Raw genomic sequence first — 19,813 nt, 5'->3', positions numbered from 1 at the left:
GCTATTTTCTATGAATGTAAAAAATTGTTTTTAAAAAGAAATGGCAGAAAGGTAAAATTAGCTCAAAGCTTACCACAATTCACGAATTGAGCGTACAAGTCTAGGGTGTGAAGTCAATTAATATGTACATTTAGATTCCCTCATTCAACTCCCCTGTAATTTTTTACCTCTAAGAATTATAGGATGAAATTTCAATTTAGCTTTATTTTTTTATTGTTTTTTCAATTGCTTTTTGCACAGGAATCGATTGTAAAAGGCAGAATTATCGGGTTACATTCTAATGAACCAATTTCTGAAGTCAAGCTTGAGATAGAGGGAAGTATCTTCAGTATAACTACTGATGAATACGGATTGTTTTCATTTTCTGAAAAGTCCCTTCCGAAGGGCGAACAAGTACTACGTGTCTTCAAGGAGGGTTATATTGAACAGCGGATACCTATTACAATTGAAAAGGACAAAACCCTCAATATTGATCCCATTCTTTTAAAACCCGATCTCGCCCAAATTGAAACTCAAATAGGAATAGTTAGTCTATCAGACAGTGAGCTAGATCAAGATGAGGACAGCTCCTATACGATCTCTGGGCTACTTCAGGCTTCCAACGATGCATTTTTGAATGCCGCTGCATATGATTTTAGTGCCACCTTTTTCAGACCACGGGGTTTGGACAACGCTAACGGAAAGGTGCTTATCAATGGCGTGGAGATGAACAAGCTATATACGGGACGCCCCCAATGGGCAAATTGGGGTGGTCTTAACGATCTGCAACGTAACAGGGAATTTACGATGGGCCTTACAGCCAATGATCACACTTTCGGTGACTTAGCCGGAACGACCAATTTGGTTATGAGAGCTTCACAATACAAACGCGGTGGACGGGTAAGTTACGCCACTGCAAATAGAACCTATAACGGCAGAGGAATGGGGTCTTATCGCTCTGGCTTGACCAGCAGTGGATGGACCTATGCATTGCTCGTCTCAAGAAGATTTGCTGATGAAGGCTACATAAACGGGACATTATACGACTCGAATTCATTTTTTTTGGCGGTCGAAAAAAGGCTTGATGTTGCTCACAGTATCAATGTGTCGGCTTTCTATACTCCAAACCGAAGAGGTCGGGGAACAGCGATCACCAACGAAGTAAAGGAGTTAAAGGGAATTCGTTATAATCCCAATTGGGGTTTTCAGGAGGGGGAAATACGAAGCAGTAGGATAAGAGAAGTAGTTGAACCTATGTTCATCTTAAGTCATTATTGGGATGTTTCCCGGCGTACCACTATAAATACAAATGTGAGCTATCAAACAGGGAAAGTTGCAAATACGCGTCTGGATAACGCGGGTAACCGGAATCCTGTAGCCAACTATTATCAAAGACTACCCAGTTATTTTCTCCGGTTCGAGAACCCCACTCCTTACGATTATTACCTTGCGTATCACGCTCAACAGGAATTCATCAATGATGGCCAGCTCGATTGGAATAAGTTATATGAAGCCAATTCAAATACATCAGACAGCTTATCGGTGTACGCCATTCAGGAAGACCGAACAGATGACACCATGTTGTCCATAAACAGTATTTTCAACAGTCGTGTTTCAGAACATTTAACACTAAACGGAACGGTCTCGTATACATCTCTTCTCAGTGAAAACTTTGCTGAGCTCAATGATCTTCTCGGAGGTAAGGGATATAAGGATATTGATGCCTTTGGTGAGGATCCTCTTCAGTCTCAGAGTGATCTGCAACAGCCCAACCGTATTGTGCAGCAAGGAGAGCGATATAAATATAACTACGATCTTACTGCAAGTCGTTTTTCAGCATTTGCTCAAGCACAATTCAAGTTTTCACGTTGGGATTCCTATATGGCGATCTTGGCCTCCATGACTAGTTTTCAACGAAACGGAAAGTATCAAAACGGGTATTTTCCTGAAGAAAATCGATCTCTGGGACTAAGTGAAGCACTCAATTTTTCTAACTACGGTATTAAAGCAGGACTAACCTACAAGCTCACCGGCCGACATATTCTTGATATCAACGCAGCTTATTTTACCAAGGCTCCCACGTTGCGAAATGCTTTTGCCAATGTAAGACAAAACAACGATGTCGTAGATAATTTGGTTTCAGAAGTCGTGCAAAGCGCAGATGTAGGGTATATTTTGCGATTGCCTCTTCTTAAAATGAGAGTTACAGGATACTATATTAACTTTCAGGATCAGACCGATATAGGATTCTTCTTTACGCAGAATGCATTGGGCAATAGTGAATCCAATGCATTTGTCCAAGAGATCGTAACGGGTATTCAAAAACAAAACACGGGAATAGAATTGGGTTTTGAAGCCCAATTCTTACCCACATTCAAGCTGAAGGGGGCCGCCGCCGTAGGTCAATACCTCTATACAACCAATCCGGAACTTTATTTGGCTAGTGATGATTTTGATGATCCGGAAACGCCAGAAATCGAAGGGAATGATCTTTTTAATCTGGGAAAACGAGAAGTATTTCTTTCGTACTATCACGTTGCCGGAGGACCGGAAAGAGCCTATCAATTGGGGCTTGAATACAGTGATCCCGATTTCTGGTGGGTGGGTGTCACCACAAACTATTTTTCTAATGCGTATGCCGATATAAGTAATCTTCGACGAACCACAGATTTTTATACCGATGAAGATGGTCTTCCTTTTCCTGAATATGATAAAGACACGGCTCGACAATTACTCCAACAAGAAGAGTTTGACCCATATATTCTTGTCAATATGGTTGGAGGAAAGTCCTGGCGGGTTAAAAATTACTATGTCGGATTCTTTGCCAGCGTCAATAACATATTGAATACTGAGTATAAAACAGGCGGGTTTGAGGATTCGCGAAGGGCAAGCTACAGGCAACAGTTGGAGGAAAGTAATAGAAAACACGGGCCACTCTTCGGGAACAGATATTTCTTCGGAAATGGAACCACCTACTATATCAATGTCTATGTGAGATTTTAATTAATTCAGAAAAAACGATCTAATGAAAAAATCAATTTTTTATATACCCGGACTTCTTCTTTTATCAGTCATTCTTTTGATTTGTTGTGTTCAGGATGACGAATTTGACGTGCCGGAAGGAAACACAGTGCGCATTGAAATTGATGGAACTTCCATTACAATTGAAGCACTTAGAATGGCTTTAGAACAACAAATAGCAACAAACGGGAACAACATCCTTACATTCCACAATGACGGTTATATAACGGGTTATGTGATCTCCAGTGATGAACAGGGTAATTTTTTTGAAGAACTGATCATACAGGATTCTCCGAATAATGGTCGGTTTGGTGTAAAAGTGTTACTTGATGAAAATCCACTGTTTCAGAGTTTTCAATTCGGAAGGAAGGTATATGTAAAACTCAACCAATTGTCGGTGGGTTATGACAGTGGAACCCTTACCTTGGGAATTAGAGATGGAAATTCGGTTGAACCTATTTCTGCATCCAGAATGTTCGACCACATGATTAGAGATACCATTGTTGAAGAAATTATCCCGGCAACAATTTCGATCCCCGAGCTTACACCAGACAGAACGAATACTTATATTCAGTTAGACGATGTCCAATTCAATAGAAATATAGCGCTTGGGGAAGATCGAGTTACGTATGCCGGAGAACCTGGAGACGAATTCGACGGAGAGCGCCTGCTGGAAAGTTGTCTGGATAACAGTACGATAATATTCAGCACTTCTACTTTTTCCAATTTTAAATCAGTACTCATTGCTGAAGGCAAAGGGAGTATAGATGGTATTTTTACCTATAACTTTTTTGGGGATGAATTTAATATAGTGGTAAACGACTTAAGTTCGGTAAGGCTCGACGATCCCGATCGGTGTGATCCCATTGAAGTTGATTGTGGTGTTGCGGCAAGTGTAGGTTCTTCCATTATTTTCAGTGAATATTTTGAAAGTCAGATCGAAGGAGAGCCCATTTCTGGCAACGGTTGGACAAATTATATCGAATCAGGCACAGAATTATGGGAAGCGTATTTTGATGACGGAACCAACGCATCTTTAGGAATTTTGGCACGAATTGGCTCATTTAATAGTGGGGATGAAAGCAGCATAGGCTGGTTGGTAACTCCCGAAATAGATTTCGATGCTCAAAACGGAGAATCACTGAATTTCAAGACTTCGAACAGTTTTGCCGACGGGAGTATCCTGGAGGTGCTTATTTCGTTCGATTGGGATGGGAATCCCGATTCAATTCCTTTGGCTACCTGGAATTTGTTACCCAGTGCGATCATTGTAGAGAATGAAGATTTTTTCGGAGACTGGATCTTTTCAGAAAACGTAGATCTTTCATGCCTGGATGGGAGCGGTCATATTGCCTGGAAGTATACAGGCAGTGGTGATGAAGACTTTGACGGTACGTATGAATTGGATGAAATTAATATACTTTCCGAGTAGGCAAAAAAACAAACCCTCAACAAATAAATCTGTTGAGGGTTTGCAAAATAGTTAGCTGAAAATTTGCTATCGTTCGATGATCAGGAATTCCGAACGTCGGTTTTTAGAATGCTGTGCTTCTGTACAATTCGTTCCGCAAGCTACGGCCGGTTTACTCTCACCGAAGCCTTCGCCACTAATTCTGCTGGCATCTATTCCCTTTGAGATCACATATTGAACAGTGGATTGAGCTCTGCGTTCACTAAGGTCCAAGTTGTAGGCATCACTCGCTCTGTTGTCGGTATGGGCTTCAACCTTAATTTTCATCTTAGGATATTTTTGCATGATCGCAACAAGTTTATCCAACTCAAAGGCTGCTTGTGGTTTTATATTGTGCTTATCAAGGTCGAAGAAGATAGGATTTAAAACTACCTTATCGTCCACGATAATGGCTTCAATTGGGCGTAGTTCTATCATACCATTCACCATTTTGTCACTGGTAGCAGGTACGGTGATGGCATTGCTTTCAAAATCCTGCATCACTGCCTGGATTTCATGAGCCTTATCACATTCGGCTCTAAAAGTTACTCTCCCGTCCGGACCTGTAGTTCTTGTACTGAGTTTATTTTCAAAAGCATCGTACATATCTACTCTGGCACCGGCAATAGGAGTGTCTGTATATTCATTCATCACTACGATATTCATCTCAACTTCACAAGGAACCTCTAATTTCTTGATCACATAAATGTCATCGCTTCCTTTTCCTCCGGCTCTGTTTGATGAAACATATCCGGTTTCAGTAGCTGGGTTATAGCTATAAGCAAAATCATCTTCAGCACTATTAACTCCCAAGCCCATATTTTCAGGGTTTGAAAAGCCGTTTCCTGCTGCTTCGGCCATAAATACATCCAGAAGTCCAATGCCTTGGTGTCCATCACTTGAGAAGTAAAGCGTTCCGTTACTATCTACATAAGGAAAAACCTCTTTCCCTTCGGTATTAATATTATCACCTAAACGCTGAGGTGTTCCAAAGGTTCCATCTGTTTTAACATCCACCACATAGATATCACTCATGCCTTTTCCACCGGGCATATCGCTAACAAAATATAATTTGTTTCCGTTCGGACTCAGAGCCGGGTGACCAGTAGAATATTCGTCGTTGTTCCATGGCACCGACTGAATTCCTTTCCATTTTCCATCGATTAATTCAGCATAGTAAAGGTTAATTTGATTGATCCCTTCAGAACTTTTATCAAAATCACCTTCAAAATAATCATTGCGGTCAAAGTACATTCTCTTTCCATCGGGAGAGATAGCAACAGTACTTTCGTGATATTTTGTATTTACGTCTTTATTATCAAGAAGGTTGGCATTTTTTATCGTACCACCAACATCTTCGGCCTTGTAGATATCGAGATACGGCTGCTCGTTCCATCCGTATTTTTTTCGTGTGGTGTTTCTGGCAGAGGTAAAGTAAAAATCCTTTCCGTTTACATATCCGCCAAAATCGGAATACTCACTATTGATCTCTTCCATATTCTTTGCCGAATATCGAGGAACTTCTTCCATGATCTTGGGAACATAGTTCGGATTCTTCATAAAATCCTTCGCTCTTGAGTCGTCGGGTTTCATTTCGGCGAATTGCTTCATATATGTGTTGTAGTCACTAAATTTACCGTTGGCTTTAAGCGACTGGGCGTAGTTATAAACTACTTCAGGATCGACTTCACGGCCCTTGATAACGCGTTTGTAAAACGTCTCGGCTTTTTGAGTATCATTTAAATAGTAATAGCTGTTTGCCAAACGTGTAAAAACGTACCGGCTGCCCTTACCTCTTTTAAGTAATTTCTGATATGCCTCGGCTGCGTCGGTATATTGCAACCGGTCATATAATTGATCGGCTTTTTTAGTGTCTTTATTTTGAGCGGTACTAATTGCTGTACTTACCGCGATGAGAAGAAGAAATGTATATATTTTTTTCATGTTGAATGTACTTAAATTAGAGATTTAGAAGTATCTGGGTGAACGTAATGTACGTTTCTTAAAGAACAGATCGAAGGTAAGTATTATTTCGTGCGATGAATCGGATACCGCTTCGATGTCGGATATCACTCTGTCGTAAGCGTAACCAATTCTAATAAATTCGGTTACCTGAAATCCAACCAAACCACTAAAGGAATCGTCCAAACGATACGAAGCCCCAATTTCGAATTTGTCGTAGAACAACGCATTTAAATTTCCATCTACTGAAACAGGGGCATCGAACGCCGATTTCACCATTACAGAAGGCTTTAATTTAAAGTTCTCCGATACCTGGAACACATATCCTGCCGTAGCAAAATAGTGGTTGGTCTCAGATCCGTACTTAAGTCCGTTTTCATCGAGATGAACAGAGTTAAGAAGGTTTGGCACCGAAAGTCCGATATAGTAGTTGTCACCATACAAAAATGCTCCGGCTCCAATATTTGGATAGGTATTATTAATATCTTGAGAGAAGAACGGGTCGTTAGGATCCTGTAATTCCAGATCTACCAGCCCAACATCATGAAAAGTTGCTCCTGCTTTTAAACCAAGGGCTAATTTGGTGTTAGATCCAACCTGAAGGGTATAAGAGAAATCTGCATAAACGTTGGTCTCACTTACGGGTCCCAATTCATCCTTTATAGCAGACAATCCTAGCCCTATCTTGTCTGATAGAGGTGCGTGTGCGGCAAATGTGAATGTCTCCGGGGCTCCTTCAAAGCCAGACCACTGTTTGCGATATAATGCAGTTAGGGATAAACTTTCTTTGGACCCCGCATAGGCAGGGTTTACCACATTCATATTATACATGTATTGTGTATACTGAGGATCTTGTTGTGCTGTTGCAAGGTCAGTGCAAAGTATACTTACTAAGAGTACTAATAGCGACAGTTTTTTCATTATGATTAGTGATTATTGGTTGTTATGTTATTTGTTTATATATATCCATCCACGTTGTGGATCTCCGTTTTGCAGGGTGACCACATAATAGTATGTTCCCACAGGTAATATGTCTCCATCATTGGTTTGTCCGCCCCATTCATTCACGTACTGTTGTTGTTCGAATACGAGTCGGCCATGACGGTTAAAGATTTCTATTCTAACTATTCCGAATTTATCATTCAAAAAAGTAAGGTCTAAAGTATCGTTTAATCCGTCTCCATTTGGAGAGATCCCTTGTGTAATGATACAGTTTTCATTATCGTAAAATTCTACGGTAACGCTATCTGAAGCCAAGCATCCTTCGTCTTCCACTTCTACGGTATAAATACCTTCTTCAGTAACTTCAAGTGTGCTGGATGTTTCTCCTGAAAGCTCTCCGCCATCTTTAAACCATCTAAAGGTCACATTAGACGCATCGATATTTGAAGGAGTTGCCGTAAGGATTTCAGTATCCTGAAGACATTTTACCACGGTATCTCCCAGTTCAATATCGGGAAGAGTTCTAAAGTTAATAGTAACCGAATCTTCTTCGGTACAACCATCAATGGTAACTTCTACAGTATACGTACCATCCTCGGTGACCGCTATAGTAGGTGTCGTTTCTCCCGTACTCCATAAATAGGTAGCATTCGTTGGGTCGGCCCCAACAATTTCGGGGATGATCTCGAAACTATCTTCACCACAAAGGGCTATATTCCCTCCAATATTTACAGAAAATAAAACCAGTTCAACAAATACACTGTCTGTAATGGGACAGTTATTTCCAGTTACCTCTGCAGAATAAGTCCCGGTTTCTGTTACATCTAAAGTGGGATTGGTTTCTCCTGGAATCTCAACGCCGTCTCTAAACCATTTATATGAAACATCTGCTAATTCTCCTGGATTTTGAACGGTGGCGTCCAATGTTACGACCTGCTCTTCGCATATTAACTGATCCGGCCCCAGATCGAAATCCGGTACGGAAAAGAATTCCACAAGTTTTTCATCAAATACTACACAATTTGGTGTTTGAGGGAAGGAAAGTTCAACGCGGTACAATCCGGTTTCTGAGATTTCCAAAGTTTGATTTGTTTCGCCAGGAAGAGCAACACCATCTTTAAACCACTGGTAGGTAGCTTGTGGGTTGCTGCCGGCATCAAGGATTATGATCTCTCCTTCGCATTTAGCGTTTGGATCGCCCAGCAGAATATCGTCTCCAAGATCCACATTACCAATATTAAAACTTCCGGCTTTTAGAAATACTGCAGAATCGAAAGAGCTGTCACCTCGATCTGCGATTACCATTTTAATCGTGTATTCCTCATTTGGAATAACAGTAACTGTAGCTGTTGTTAAAGTGGTGGTAAGTCCGTCAAACTGAATTTCATTGGTGTTAGGATTTGTATTCGTCACATAGAATTCAGGGAAATAATTCACACCCGGAACTTCGAATCCACACAAAAAAGTATCTCTGTGTATACTCGCAGTACTTACGGGAACATTGTTAGATCCCGGAACAGCAGCTATATTTGTTCCTCCGAAGGGAGCACCAGAATCATCAGGAATTCCAGGACCCTTTACCAAAAAGGCAAATCCGTCACGAAACAAATCGCTACATTCAAATTGATCTTCATATTCTTCCGAAGCGAAAATAAATTCGAAATCTACCTGATCTATACTAGAAGTAAAGGTAAATTCAAAAACGGTAGCGTTGTTGGTATCTACATTTGTTCCGTATTGATTGTCAAGGAGGGTTTTTATATCGATATCACCCACCCAGTTTGTGCCAATATCTGAAGACCCTGTTTCGTCGTTAGGTCCTTCGGCATTGACTGCGAATCCAGTAGACAGGATGATTCCTTCTTCAAAAGGAAAGTTGGTATTTCCTTTTTTAAAGTAGCCCCAGCTCTGCTCGTTGATGTTTCCCACACCACCCGGATTCTCAGCCAGATTAGTTAATTCTATTTCCACACATGAGCTTCCGCTTACCAATACCTCCTGAATAAGTTCTTCGGCAGTTAAGCTAGACTGGGGGTCACCCGGATCGTTAACTACAATGGATTGTGCGAGGGTTGAGAATGAACAAATTATTCCAATTAAAATAAAAAGTCTAAGTTTCATGTATTAAAATTATTAATTGGAGTCCCGGTTAAGATAGATCCACCCAGTTTTTACTGATCCGTATTCTACATCAGGGGTTTCAAATTTTAATACGTAATAATAAGTTCCCGAGGGCAATAATTCATCGTTATCGGCTTGCCCGCACCATTCGTTAGAATAGTTACTTTGCTGAAATATAGAGCGGCCGTGTCTGTTAAAGACTTCAATTGAAAATGAACCGCTTCGGTTTGCTAGGAACTCAAGATCCAAACAGTCATTAAATCCGTCATTATTTGGTGAAATACCTTCAGAAATAATACATCCTGCACCAGAGAATAGGGTAACATCTATATCATCTGTCCCGGTACATTCTCCTTTTGTGATCACAACACTATAGGTCTGACTTCCAACCGTATTTGATGGAACTGAAATTTCTATACTGCTTGTGGTTTCTCCGGCAATGAGATCGCCGTTTAAGAACCATTCATAAGTCACATTGGTTTCATCGGTTGTGGCCGTAAGCACCTGAACCTCATCCGGACAGGTTTGCAGATCATCTCCTAAAGAAACAGCGAGATCGTCACGGGGAGATATGGTAATAGAATCTTCACTTGTACAATTATCTACGGTAACTACTACACTGTAAGTCCCGGCCTCTGTAACTACTAAGGTCTGACTCGTCTCACCGGCAATTACAGTTCCGTTAAGGCTCCACTCATAGGTTGCCAAACTAGGATCGTAATTAGAGGGACTTGCGTCAAGCACCACCTGCTCATCAAAACAAGTTTCGAAGTCACTTCCCAAATCGATATCCGGATTTTCATTAAAGGTAATAGTGGCAGAATCGGTTCCCGTACACTGGAAAAAATTAACCTCTACCTCGTAAACACCAGTTTGATTAACGGTAATACTTTGAGTCGTTTCTCCTGTATTCCAAAGGAAAGTCGCCTGCGAAGGATCGATATTTCCAATATCGGCAGTCATGGTATACGAACTTTCTTCACAAAATTCCTGATCACCTCCAACATTTACTGTAAGTTGATCATCAACAGTAACTATTACATCATCGGTAATGGTATTAAATGTACCGGGTGATTCTTCATAAATAAGTGCAGCGGTATACGTAGCGGTTTGATTAGGACAAACCTCTATAGATAGATCGGTGCCGATTACGGTTCCGGTCTCGTCGCGCCATTCGAAGCTCGAGTTTACAGTTGGGTTACCATCCGGAATAAAACGCCATGTTTCTCCGGTTGCTTCCCAGAATCCGGTATTTCTTCCCGGAGGAACTGCGAATTCGGTTAGATCGTTCCCCATTAAACCAACAACTGCCAATCCATCATTCCATGCATTACAGGCAGGTTTATCTATTAAGTTTACTTCAATTACATTTAATGTTTCATAAAGTACAATCTGCTGTGAAGTAAAAAATGTGGTGTTACAACTTGAACCGAAATGCGGAACGTTATCGAAATTCATTACAAAAGTTCTATAAGGAGCCACACCATCCACAAAATAGTTTAACTGCGTGGGATCTGCTGTTACACTTGGATCCAGATCATGAAAAGCACCATAAATAGTGTTTAATGGAAAACTGGAATCGGACGTTGGGATCAGATCTCCCGGGTCGATGTTCCAAGCATTGAACGCGCCCGCTAAACCTACGTTAAATGATATCTGTCCGTTTGCACCAACTACGAGTTGATTATAACTGTTTAGATAAAAGTCAAAATCAAAAGGCAGCGCTATTGGATTACTCCAACGATCATCAATTATAAGATTCGTGGGAGTTCCTCCGCTAATTGGAGGCAGGGGACATGAAGGTGCGGAAATTGTGTACGATGATGTTTCCTGAAGCGGAATTGCTATAATTGAAGCTTCTAAAGTCGTGCAATTATTGTCACAGTCGACAGAAACATCGGGTCCGGCATCTACTACGTTACAACCTAGTTGTGCATTCGCCGTATGAACGAAGAAAACGAATGTAACACATGATGCTAATCTCAGGAGTAGTGATTTATTCATAAATGACTAGTGTTAGATTGGTTATTTGGTACTAAAATATAGAAAAATGTAAGTATTTTGGACTTGCATTTTTATTTTAGACGAAAGTAAGAAATTACCGATTAAATACCTGTTAAAGGATCAAAATATTAGGTAAGTGTGAATAAAACATTATTCTATTGTAAAGAATATAATGTCTGAAGTGAAACAGTGGAGTAATTTTTAAAGCTGAAAAGTGAATAAACGTGACAATGATCGCTGAAACCTCTAAAATATTTAGTTCCTATGTCACTTCTGAGAACAATTTCTAAATTATTTCCTTTAACTAATTGAAGCTCATGAGGATTGTATTTTTTCTCCATTATGAATTTATAAATGCAGTGTTTTAATTAAGAACATGGATGAAAAAAAATGATATAATGATCCCTGTCTGATCTTTCCTTAACCAATTTTTTCCGAAATCTCTACAATCCTCATTAGGGGTCATAGGGTAATTGTGGATGCCGAACAGAGTTCCCTAAATCAAGAAAGTAATGTTATATGGGAGTCCAAAAGAAACTTACTAATGTTAAATGCTTGTAAATTACAAAAAAGGCTTGCATAGTGTTTTGTACATTTACAGAATAACTTTATTTATGCTAGAAGAATCAACCATAGAATACGAAAAGGTAATTTTAATCGGTCTCATTACTCAGCTTCAGGACGAGGAAAAATCTAAGGAGTATCTCGATGAGCTCGAGTTCCTCGCATATACTGCCGGTGGGGAAGTGTATAAACGGTTTGTTCAGAAAATGCAAATGCCAAACCCTAAGACCTTTATTGGAACGGGAAAAATGGAGGAAGTCCGTGAGTATGTAGAGGAAAATGACATTGGTACCGCAATTTTCGATGACGAACTTTCTCCGGCGCAACAAAAGAATATTGAGAAGATACTGAGATGTAAGATCATTGACCGAACAAATTTAATTCTAGACATTTTTGCACAAAGAGCTCAGACGAGCTATGCAAGAACCCAGGTAGAACTTGCCCAATACGAATACTTGTTACCGAGATTAGCAGGAATGTGGACTCACCTTGAAAGGCAACGTGGGGGAATTGGAATGCGCGGACCCGGGGAAACAGAGATCGAAACCGACAGGCGGATTGTGCGTGATAGGATATCACTTCTTAAAAAGAAGATAGCAACCATCGACAAACAAATGGCTGTACAGCGGGGTAACCGTGGTGCACTTGTTAGAGTTGCACTTGTGGGGTATACCAATGTGGGAAAATCTACGCTTATGAATGTGATAAGTAAAAGTGAAGTCTTTGCAGAGAATAAGCTCTTCGCAACTCTGGATACTACGGTTAGAAAAGTGGTAATAGGCAACCTGCCATTTTTACTCACCGATACCGTTGGTTTTATCAGGAAGCTCCCAACACAATTGGTAGAATCCTTTAAAAGTACTTTGGATGAGGTTCGTGAAGCCGATCTACTGTTGCATGTTGTGGATATTTCTCACGACTCTTTTGAAGATCATATTGCGTCTGTAAATAAAATTCTGGACGAAATAGACAGTGCCGACAAACCAACGGTGATGGTTTTTAATAAAATTGATGCATTTACCAATCAAACCATAGATGAGGATGATCTAACGACCGAAAGAACAAAGGCTCACTATACGCTAGAGGACTGGAAGCGCACATGGATGAATACTGAAAATACCGACGCTATTTTTATTTCGGCCCTCAACAAGGAAAATTTGGAGGAATTCCGGAAAATGGTGTATGAGAAGGTTAGGGAGATTCATGTTACCCGGTTTCCTTATAATAATTTCTTATATCCCGAAGAGTATCACTATGAGGAATGACAATACAATATATACTTAAAAAGCCGCCCTAACAAGGCGGCTTTTTTATGACAATTGCTTAATTCTATTTAAAATGCATAGGTGACTCCAATTCCAAGAGCCTCTCTTATCTGAAAGCCTTGCACGGCATTGTCGTCATAGATTGCCTGAAATGTAGCATTTGCAGAGATCCATTTATTAACCGTCATGACGACATTGAGTGTGTAGTCTATATCGATATTTTGAGGATCTTCAAGATAGTTTGAATACAGGTTAAGTACGTTTTCAATACTTATATTTTCCATAGCATTAAACTTCGCATACCCTGAGATTGCAGCTCCAAATTCGAATCGTGTACTTTCTCCGGCATCTACCCCAAAGTAGTCTCCATCCATATATCCTACAGTTGTTGTAAATACATCATCTACAAAAATAAGTCTCGCGGTTGCGGGAGCTATATTAACCTTCAGATTTTCGTTCTTCTTCCAGAGCATACCGGGTCCAAACTGAAGATAGCCCGGAGACATGAATTTAGTGGTTTCCAAACGAGCTTCATTGCCCATTGTATCTTCGAAATATTCGTAACCCGAAGTAAACTGAGTTTTAAAATTCAGAAATAAGGAATAATACCAATTGCTTTCATTTATCTGTCGTCCCAATAGGGAATTGAATTCCAAACGGTCATTAGTCTTTCTGGTAAATTCCTGGTCTTTGGTTTTGGTAATGCCGTAATCTGCCATTATACGGTTGTCCCAAAGTAATTTACCCTGCTTGTAGTTAAAATCATAGTTGAGGGTAAGATTTGCTGCGTAGTTGGAGGTTCCACCTCCTGTCCATTCTGCGTTGAAAGCAGCCTGGTTAAATAAAAGCGAGATGTTTCCGGCTTTATGCCATCCGTCCGGAGTTTCTTCTTTTTCGGCTTCATCCTGAGCAAAGATGGATAATGGCGCAACCAATAGCAATAAAATAAAATAGTTTTTTCTCATTGTTCTGAAGTTTAAGTTATTGCAAAAATATGGTTCTTTTCTTTTCAGAAGAGACTTTTTAAATAGAAAAAGATGAAGAAAATTTATTTTCGTTTATACAGAGGAACAGAAGAACAGGCCTCTCCGTACATGATACTTTTTGCAATGGGTTGCAATTTCTGAGTCAGTAGTACATAAGCATTTGGAGGCACGGGTTTGTTAGAGCAGCCTTTTATAATGACAGGCTTGTCTTTGTATGCTGAAAGATCCACAGCATCTATGATTTCTGAAAAAAGTATAGTTTCAAGATCTTCAAGTGACCCAATGACAACTTTTTCAGCATATGGTGCCAACTGAACGCTTATAAGCATATACGCCCAAGCCGGTACAATAGCATCTGTGCTGCAGCGCAGCGTAACAAACTGTCCGCGATACTGTGACCAGTCATGCTCCTTTACGGAGGCGCGATAGTCTTTTTCCTTTAAGATAAGTCCTTCTAGGAGCCATTGCGAAATATCGATCACACAACGTTCTCCTTCAGGATACAATTCCTCAAGGTCTATTGTAACTAAAACACTGTTTGCAACTCTATTTACTATCTCACCCTCCATGTTACTGTTCTATTTCAATTTTAACGTCCAAAACCTGCTCTGCAAAATTTGAGCTTACCTTGGCCTCGTAATAAGTGTCGGTAATATTGTAAATGGCCACCGAAAGGGTGTCATTTGGATTGCGAGGATACAAACTTTCACCACTCAACACTTTATCATCGAATAATTTGTAAGTACACGGATCTTCCCACAGTATAGAATATTCATATTCGGTGTTGGTGTGAGAAAAATATTCCCGTTGGGATGTAGCAGTGCGTACGATCTTGGTATAGCCGCCAAATTCGTCATTGAGTATAAACTTCCCTTCTTTTATACTATCGCAATCTGCGGTCGAAACAGAGGTTGTGCTACCTACTAATAAACATAAAAGTAAAGCTAAGATCTTCATACTATATTTCTATAACATCCCCAGTTCTAATTTGGCCTCTTCACTCATTAAGTCCTGACTCCATGGTGGATCGAAAGTAATTTCTACTTCAGCATCTTTGACCATTTTTATAGACTTTACCTTGTCTTCAACTTCTACCGGTAAGGTTTCCGCAACGGGACAATTTGGAGTAGTTAGAGTCATCAGGATCTTAACTTCCCGGTCTTCGTTTACAAAAACATCATAAATAAGACCTAATTCATAAATGTCTACAGGTATTTCGGGATCGTAAATAGTCTTTAGTACTTTAACTATTTTTTCACCTAGTTCGGCAGTATCTATTTGTGCTTCAGCAGTCATTTTTTTAATTTTTTAGCTGTGCCTGATAGGCGACAGCATATAATTTCAGTTGTTTGATCATCGCGACGAGTCCGTTCGCACGCGTCGGTGACAAATGTTCTTTCAAACCAATCTTATCGATAAAATCTGTGTTGGCGTCAAGTATGGCTTCCGGAGTCTGATTGGAAAAAACTCGCACCATTATTGCCACTATACCCTTTGTAATAATGGCATCACTATCGGCTGTAAAGACCACCTTCCCATCCTTTAATTCTGAATGTAACCAAACCTTGGATTGACACCCCTTGATCAACTTATCTTCTGTCTTATTTTCTTCAGCGATTAAGGGTAAATGCTTCCCAAGTTCAATAAGGTATTCGTAGCGTTCCATCCAGTCGTCAAACATCTCAAATTCATCAACAAGGTCATTCTGTATGGATTCAATACTCATAAGCTTAATTATTTTCAGGCTTTATGCGGTTTGCTTCCAGTAAGATACTACGGTCATTCTTGGAATACAGTACAAGTACATCGTTTTCCAGTGCATACGATCCGGTATTTCTTAAAGCCTGCAAAAATTCATTTTCGGTTTTCATAATATGCGCGTCGCAAGCCATTTCTGTAGAAGCGATCTCTGAGAAACTCAATGCATAAAGGTCTAAGGTGTACTTTCCGAAGAAACTGTTACAACCCGTATTGCCATTCACAGCTTTATCCAATGCGGTAAAGGAGATGGTAGGTTTATTACTGCTTATTGTTTTTCCGTTCACTTTAGCTACAGCATAGTTTCCCGAGATTTGAACATTTCCTGCAGCATCTATAACCTTTTTTGTTTCGTCACAACTACTCAGTGAGATTGTAAATACCATTGCGATTAGTACTGTAAGTGCTTTCATAGTTTTTATTTTTAAGTTAACATGGCCTTTGCTTTTCGCAATGCCTGTATAAATATATCTATTTCTTCTCTGGTATTATAGAACGTTAACGAGGCTCTAACAGTTCCCGGAATTCTATAAAACTCCATTATGGGCTGAGCGCAATGGTGACCGGTTCTAACAGCTATTCCCATTTTATCGACTATTGTACCTATATCGTAAGGATGTATTCCTTCAATATTGAACGATACCACCGATGTTTTATGGGGACCGGTACCGTAAATACGCAATCCTTCTATTTTCAGAAGTTCTACCGTAGCATAGTCCAGCAATCCTGCTTCGTATGTTGCTATTTCATCAAACCCTATAGTGTTCAGGTAATCTATAGCCGTACCATAAGCAATTCCACCACAAATATTAGGGGTTCCCGCTTCAAATTTATGAGGAAGATCTGCGTAGGTCGTATTGGCAAAAGTTACTTCCTTTATCATCTCACCTCCTCCCTGATAGGGGGGAAGCTTATTTAACCATTTTTCTTTACCGTAGAGGATACCCACACCGGTTGGGCCACACATTTTATGGGCCGAAGTCACGTAAAAATCAACATTTAGTTCTTGTAGATCCGGTTTAATATGTGAACAAGCCTGTGCACCGTCAATTAAAACGGCTGCACCCGCGTCATGAGCCAGTTGCGTGATCTCACGAATAGGATTTATGGTTCCTAAAGCGTTGGAAATATGATTTACAAATACGAGTTTCGTGCGCTTTGAAAGTAGTTTTTTATATTCTGAAAGAACCAGGGTTCCTTCTTCACTCATGGGAATAACTTTAAGTTCGGCTCCCGTTTTTTCAGCAAGCATTTGCCATGGGACGATATTTGAATGATGTTCCATGGCTGAAACGATAATTTCGTCTCCCTTGTTCAGCAGCGAAGTAAATCCGTTTGCCACAAGGTTTATTCCGTGGGTCGTCCCTGAAGTAAAAATTACCTCATAGTCCTTTTCAATATTAAAGTGCTTCTGAATCTTTTTTCTCGCGATCTCGTAAGCATCTGTTGCCTCCTGAGACAGCGAATGCACTCCTCTGTGAATATTAGCATTGTAATTTTGATAATATTCCACAATGCTGTCGATGACCTGTTGAGGCTTTTGTGTGGTAGCCGCATTATCGAAATAGATCAATGGATGCCCGTTGATCTTACGCCGAAGAATTGGAAAATCTTTTCGTATTTCGTTTATATTAAAGGCCATAAGTGAGGTTTTGGTGGTATTTGGATCGACTACATATCGAAACCTAAACTCACACCAATTTTGTTTGCGATCAACTTATTGATGCGTCCTTTTAATTCAGGGATCTTTACACTTTCTAGAACAGTATTTGCGAAAGCATACATGAGTAAGGCCCGCGCCTCCTTTACACCAATACCACGGGAACGAAGATAAAACATAGCTTCTTCATCCAGTTGACCTATAGTGCAACCATGCGAACATTTTACGTCATCGGCAAAGATCTCTAACTGAGGTTTGGCATTGATGGTAGCCTTATCGCTAATGAGAATATTGTTGTTTTGCTGAAAGGCATCTGTCTTTTGCGCTTCTTTCTCCACGATCACTTTTCCATTAAAGACTCCGGTAGAATTTTCATCGAAAATACCTTTATAATCCTGATGGCTCTCACAATTGGGAGCAATATGATTAACCAGAGTATTGTGATCTACATGCTGCTTTTCCTCCAATATGGTTATTCCTTTTAAGGTTGAATCGCAGTGTTCACCGTTTTGATAGAAATTGAGATTGTTACGGGTTATATGTCCGCCGAAAGAAAATGTGTGTACCCTACAATTACTGCTTTCTTCCTGAGCAATGTAGGTGTTGTCGATTAGGGATGCCGACGGACTGTCATTCTGAATCTTATAATAATCTATATACGCCCGCTTTTCTGCAAAGATCTCGGTCACCGAATTTGTTAATACTGCGTTCTTCGATAAGCTCTGATGACGTTCAATGATCTGCACATGCGCATTTTCTCCCACAACAATCAGGTTGCGGGGTTGAAGCATAATAGCCGCTTCATTTCCTGTGGAGAAATTAATGATCTCAATAGGTTTTTCAACTTCCTTATGCTTCGGAATGTGGATATAAGCACCTTCCTTTACAAAAGCAGTATTTAATGATGTAAGGCTTTCATTTTTAGCAACCTTATTAAAATAGGCTTCAATTACCGGCTTGTATTTTGGCTTGTTCAATGCAGAAGACATTAAACACACATCAATTTTATCATGTGTGGTTTCTGAAAGAAAAGAACTGTACACTCCGTCTACAAAAACCACCTTATACGTATCTACATCGTGTAGAAAGTACTTTTTTACATCCTTAAATTCGATATTTCCTTCCTTGCCCGGGAAAATACTGTAATCGTTTTTCAGAAGAGAGTTTAGCGAAGTGTATTTCCATGCTTCATCTTTCTTTGAAGGGAATCCATTGGCTTCAAAAACCTTGATTGCTTCATTTCTAAGATCGTGAATAGGGGAGTCGTCTTCGAGGTGATCCTCGAAGGCAATATATGAAGAAAGTAATTTATCTTTTAGGCTCATTGTAATGTCAATTCTGTCATTGGGTATTATACCAATTCTTCTTTTATCCAGTCGTATCCTTTTTCTTCCAGCTCGTACGCCAGTTCTTTACTACCCGATTTTACGATTCTTCCGTCCATCAATACATGAACAAAATCCGGCACAATATAATCCAACAAGCGCTGATAGTGTGTAATCACGATCACAGCATTATCTTTGCTTCTTAGTTTATTTACACCGCTGGCGACCACTTTTAAAGCGTCGATATCCAGACCTGAGTCTGTCTCGTCTAATATTGCCAGTTTCGGTTCCATCATGGCGAGCTGAAAGATCTCATTTCGTTTTTTCTCACCTCCTGAAAATCCTTCATTAAGAGATCGCGACAAAAATTTGCGATCGATCTCCAGCATATCTGCTTTTTCCTTAATTTTTTTTAGCATTTCTGAAGCCGGCATATCTTCAAGTCCTTTGGCTTTTCTTGTTTCGTTGATCGCCGTTTTTATAAAATTGGTGACTGAAACTCCCGGAATCTCAACGGGATATTGAAAAGAAAGAAACACACCCTTATGCGCACGCTCTTCCGGGTCGAGTTCGGAAATGTCTTCACCATTCAGGGACATTTCACCCCGGGTAATTTCAAACTCGTCCTTACCCGCGATCACAGACGCAAGGGTACTTTTACCCGATCCATTAGGACCCATGATCGCATGTACCTCACCGGCATTCACTGAAAGAGTGATGCCCTTTAAAATATCTTTGTCTTCTACACTTGCGTGTAAGTCGTTAATTTTTAACAT

General features: G+C 40.1%; 16 protein-coding genes. 3 read left to right on the top strand and 13 right to left on the bottom strand.

Annotated elements, in window-relative coordinates; genetic code table 11:
* Positions 1–183: 183 nt before the first annotated feature.
* On the top strand, positions 184–2,982 hold the full coding sequence (locus ALE3EI_RS03930; RefSeq protein WP_186991044.1) for a carboxypeptidase-like regulatory domain-containing protein: 2,799 nt from the start codon (positions 184–186) through the stop codon (positions 2,980–2,982).
* A 22-nt stretch (positions 2,983–3,004) separates the two neighbouring features.
* Positions 3,005–4,432 (top strand): DUF5689 domain-containing protein, encoded by a 1,428-nt coding sequence (locus ALE3EI_RS03925; protein ID WP_186991043.1) that lies wholly within the window; start codon positions 3,005–3,007, stop codon positions 4,430–4,432.
* Positions 4,433–4,498: 66 nt separating this feature from the next.
* On the opposite strand, the gene ALE3EI_RS13790 is transcribed toward ALE3EI_RS03925, so the two are convergent.
* Genes ALE3EI_RS13790 through ALE3EI_RS03905 form a run of 4 tightly spaced genes read right to left on the bottom strand, consistent with a single transcriptional unit; the run spans position 4,499 to position 11,479 of the window.
* Complete coding sequence (locus ALE3EI_RS13790) at positions 4,499–6,394, bottom strand: OmpA family protein (protein WP_186991042.1); 1,896 nt, start codon at positions 6,392–6,394, stop codon at positions 4,499–4,501.
* A gap of 24 nt (positions 6,395–6,418) precedes the next feature.
* On the bottom strand, positions 6,419–7,333 hold the full coding sequence (locus ALE3EI_RS03915) for a PorP/SprF family type IX secretion system membrane protein (protein WP_186991041.1): 915 nt from the start codon (positions 7,331–7,333) through the stop codon (positions 6,419–6,421).
* 27 nt (positions 7,334–7,360) lie between these two features.
* Complete coding sequence (locus tag ALE3EI_RS03910) at positions 7,361–9,475, bottom strand: choice-of-anchor L domain-containing protein (protein WP_186991040.1); 2,115 nt, start codon at positions 9,473–9,475, stop codon at positions 7,361–7,363.
* 12 nt (positions 9,476–9,487) lie between these two features.
* Complete coding sequence (locus ALE3EI_RS03905; protein WP_186991039.1) at positions 9,488–11,479, bottom strand: gliding motility-associated C-terminal domain-containing protein; 1,992 nt, start codon at positions 11,477–11,479, stop codon at positions 9,488–9,490.
* A 614-nt stretch (positions 11,480–12,093) separates the two neighbouring features.
* Between ALE3EI_RS03905 and hflX the strand changes: the two genes are divergently transcribed.
* On the top strand, positions 12,094–13,308 hold the full coding sequence (hflX, locus tag ALE3EI_RS03900; protein ID WP_186991036.1) for a GTPase HflX: 1,215 nt from the start codon (positions 12,094–12,096) through the stop codon (positions 13,306–13,308).
* A 68-nt stretch (positions 13,309–13,376) separates the two neighbouring features.
* Here the strand turns inward: hflX and ALE3EI_RS03895 are convergent, their stop codons facing one another.
* From ALE3EI_RS03895 to sufC, 9 genes are all read right to left on the bottom strand, one after another.
* Positions 13,377–14,273, bottom strand: a complete 897-nt coding sequence (locus ALE3EI_RS03895; RefSeq protein WP_186991034.1) for a DUF3078 domain-containing protein — start codon at positions 14,271–14,273, stop codon at positions 13,377–13,379.
* An 83-nt stretch (positions 14,274–14,356) separates the two neighbouring features.
* On the bottom strand, positions 14,357–14,863 hold the full coding sequence (locus tag ALE3EI_RS03890) for a DUF2480 family protein (protein ID WP_186991032.1): 507 nt from the start codon (positions 14,861–14,863) through the stop codon (positions 14,357–14,359).
* A 1-nt stretch (position 14,864) separates the two neighbouring features.
* Positions 14,865–15,251 carry a hypothetical protein gene (locus ALE3EI_RS03885; RefSeq protein WP_186991030.1) on the bottom strand — a complete coding sequence of 129 codons (387 nt, stop codon included), beginning with the start codon at positions 15,249–15,251 and terminating at the stop codon, positions 14,865–14,867.
* 9 nt (positions 15,252–15,260) lie between these two features.
* Complete coding sequence (locus tag ALE3EI_RS03880) at positions 15,261–15,590, bottom strand: SUF system Fe-S cluster assembly protein (RefSeq protein ID WP_186991028.1); 330 nt, start codon at positions 15,588–15,590, stop codon at positions 15,261–15,263.
* 4 nt (positions 15,591–15,594) lie between these two features.
* Positions 15,595–16,020, bottom strand: a complete 426-nt coding sequence (locus ALE3EI_RS03875) for a SufE family protein (protein ID WP_186991026.1) — start codon at positions 16,018–16,020, stop codon at positions 15,595–15,597.
* Positions 16,021–16,024: 4 nt separating this feature from the next.
* Positions 16,025–16,465 carry an META domain-containing protein gene (locus ALE3EI_RS03870; protein WP_186991024.1) on the bottom strand — a complete coding sequence of 147 codons (441 nt, stop codon included), beginning with the start codon at positions 16,463–16,465 and terminating at the stop codon, positions 16,025–16,027.
* An 11-nt stretch (positions 16,466–16,476) separates the two neighbouring features.
* Positions 16,477–17,694: an aminotransferase class V-fold PLP-dependent enzyme gene (locus ALE3EI_RS03865; protein ID WP_186991022.1), complete on the bottom strand. Its 1,218-nt coding sequence runs from the start codon at positions 17,692–17,694 to the stop codon at positions 16,477–16,479.
* 29 nt (positions 17,695–17,723) lie between these two features.
* Positions 17,724–19,037: a Fe-S cluster assembly protein SufD gene (gene sufD, locus ALE3EI_RS03860; protein ID WP_186991020.1), complete on the bottom strand. Its 1,314-nt coding sequence runs from the start codon at positions 19,035–19,037 to the stop codon at positions 17,724–17,726.
* A gap of 26 nt (positions 19,038–19,063) precedes the next feature.
* Positions 19,064–19,813 (bottom strand): Fe-S cluster assembly ATPase SufC, encoded by a 750-nt coding sequence (gene sufC / locus ALE3EI_RS03855; RefSeq protein WP_186991018.1) that lies wholly within the window; start codon positions 19,811–19,813, stop codon positions 19,064–19,066.

It is taken from the genome of Constantimarinum furrinae (assembly GCF_014295415.1).
Classification (GTDB): domain Bacteria; phylum Bacteroidota; class Bacteroidia; order Flavobacteriales; family Flavobacteriaceae; genus Constantimarinum; species Constantimarinum furrinae.
Note: the sequence above shows the minus strand (reverse complement) of the source record. Positions and strands in the feature narration are given on the sequence as shown.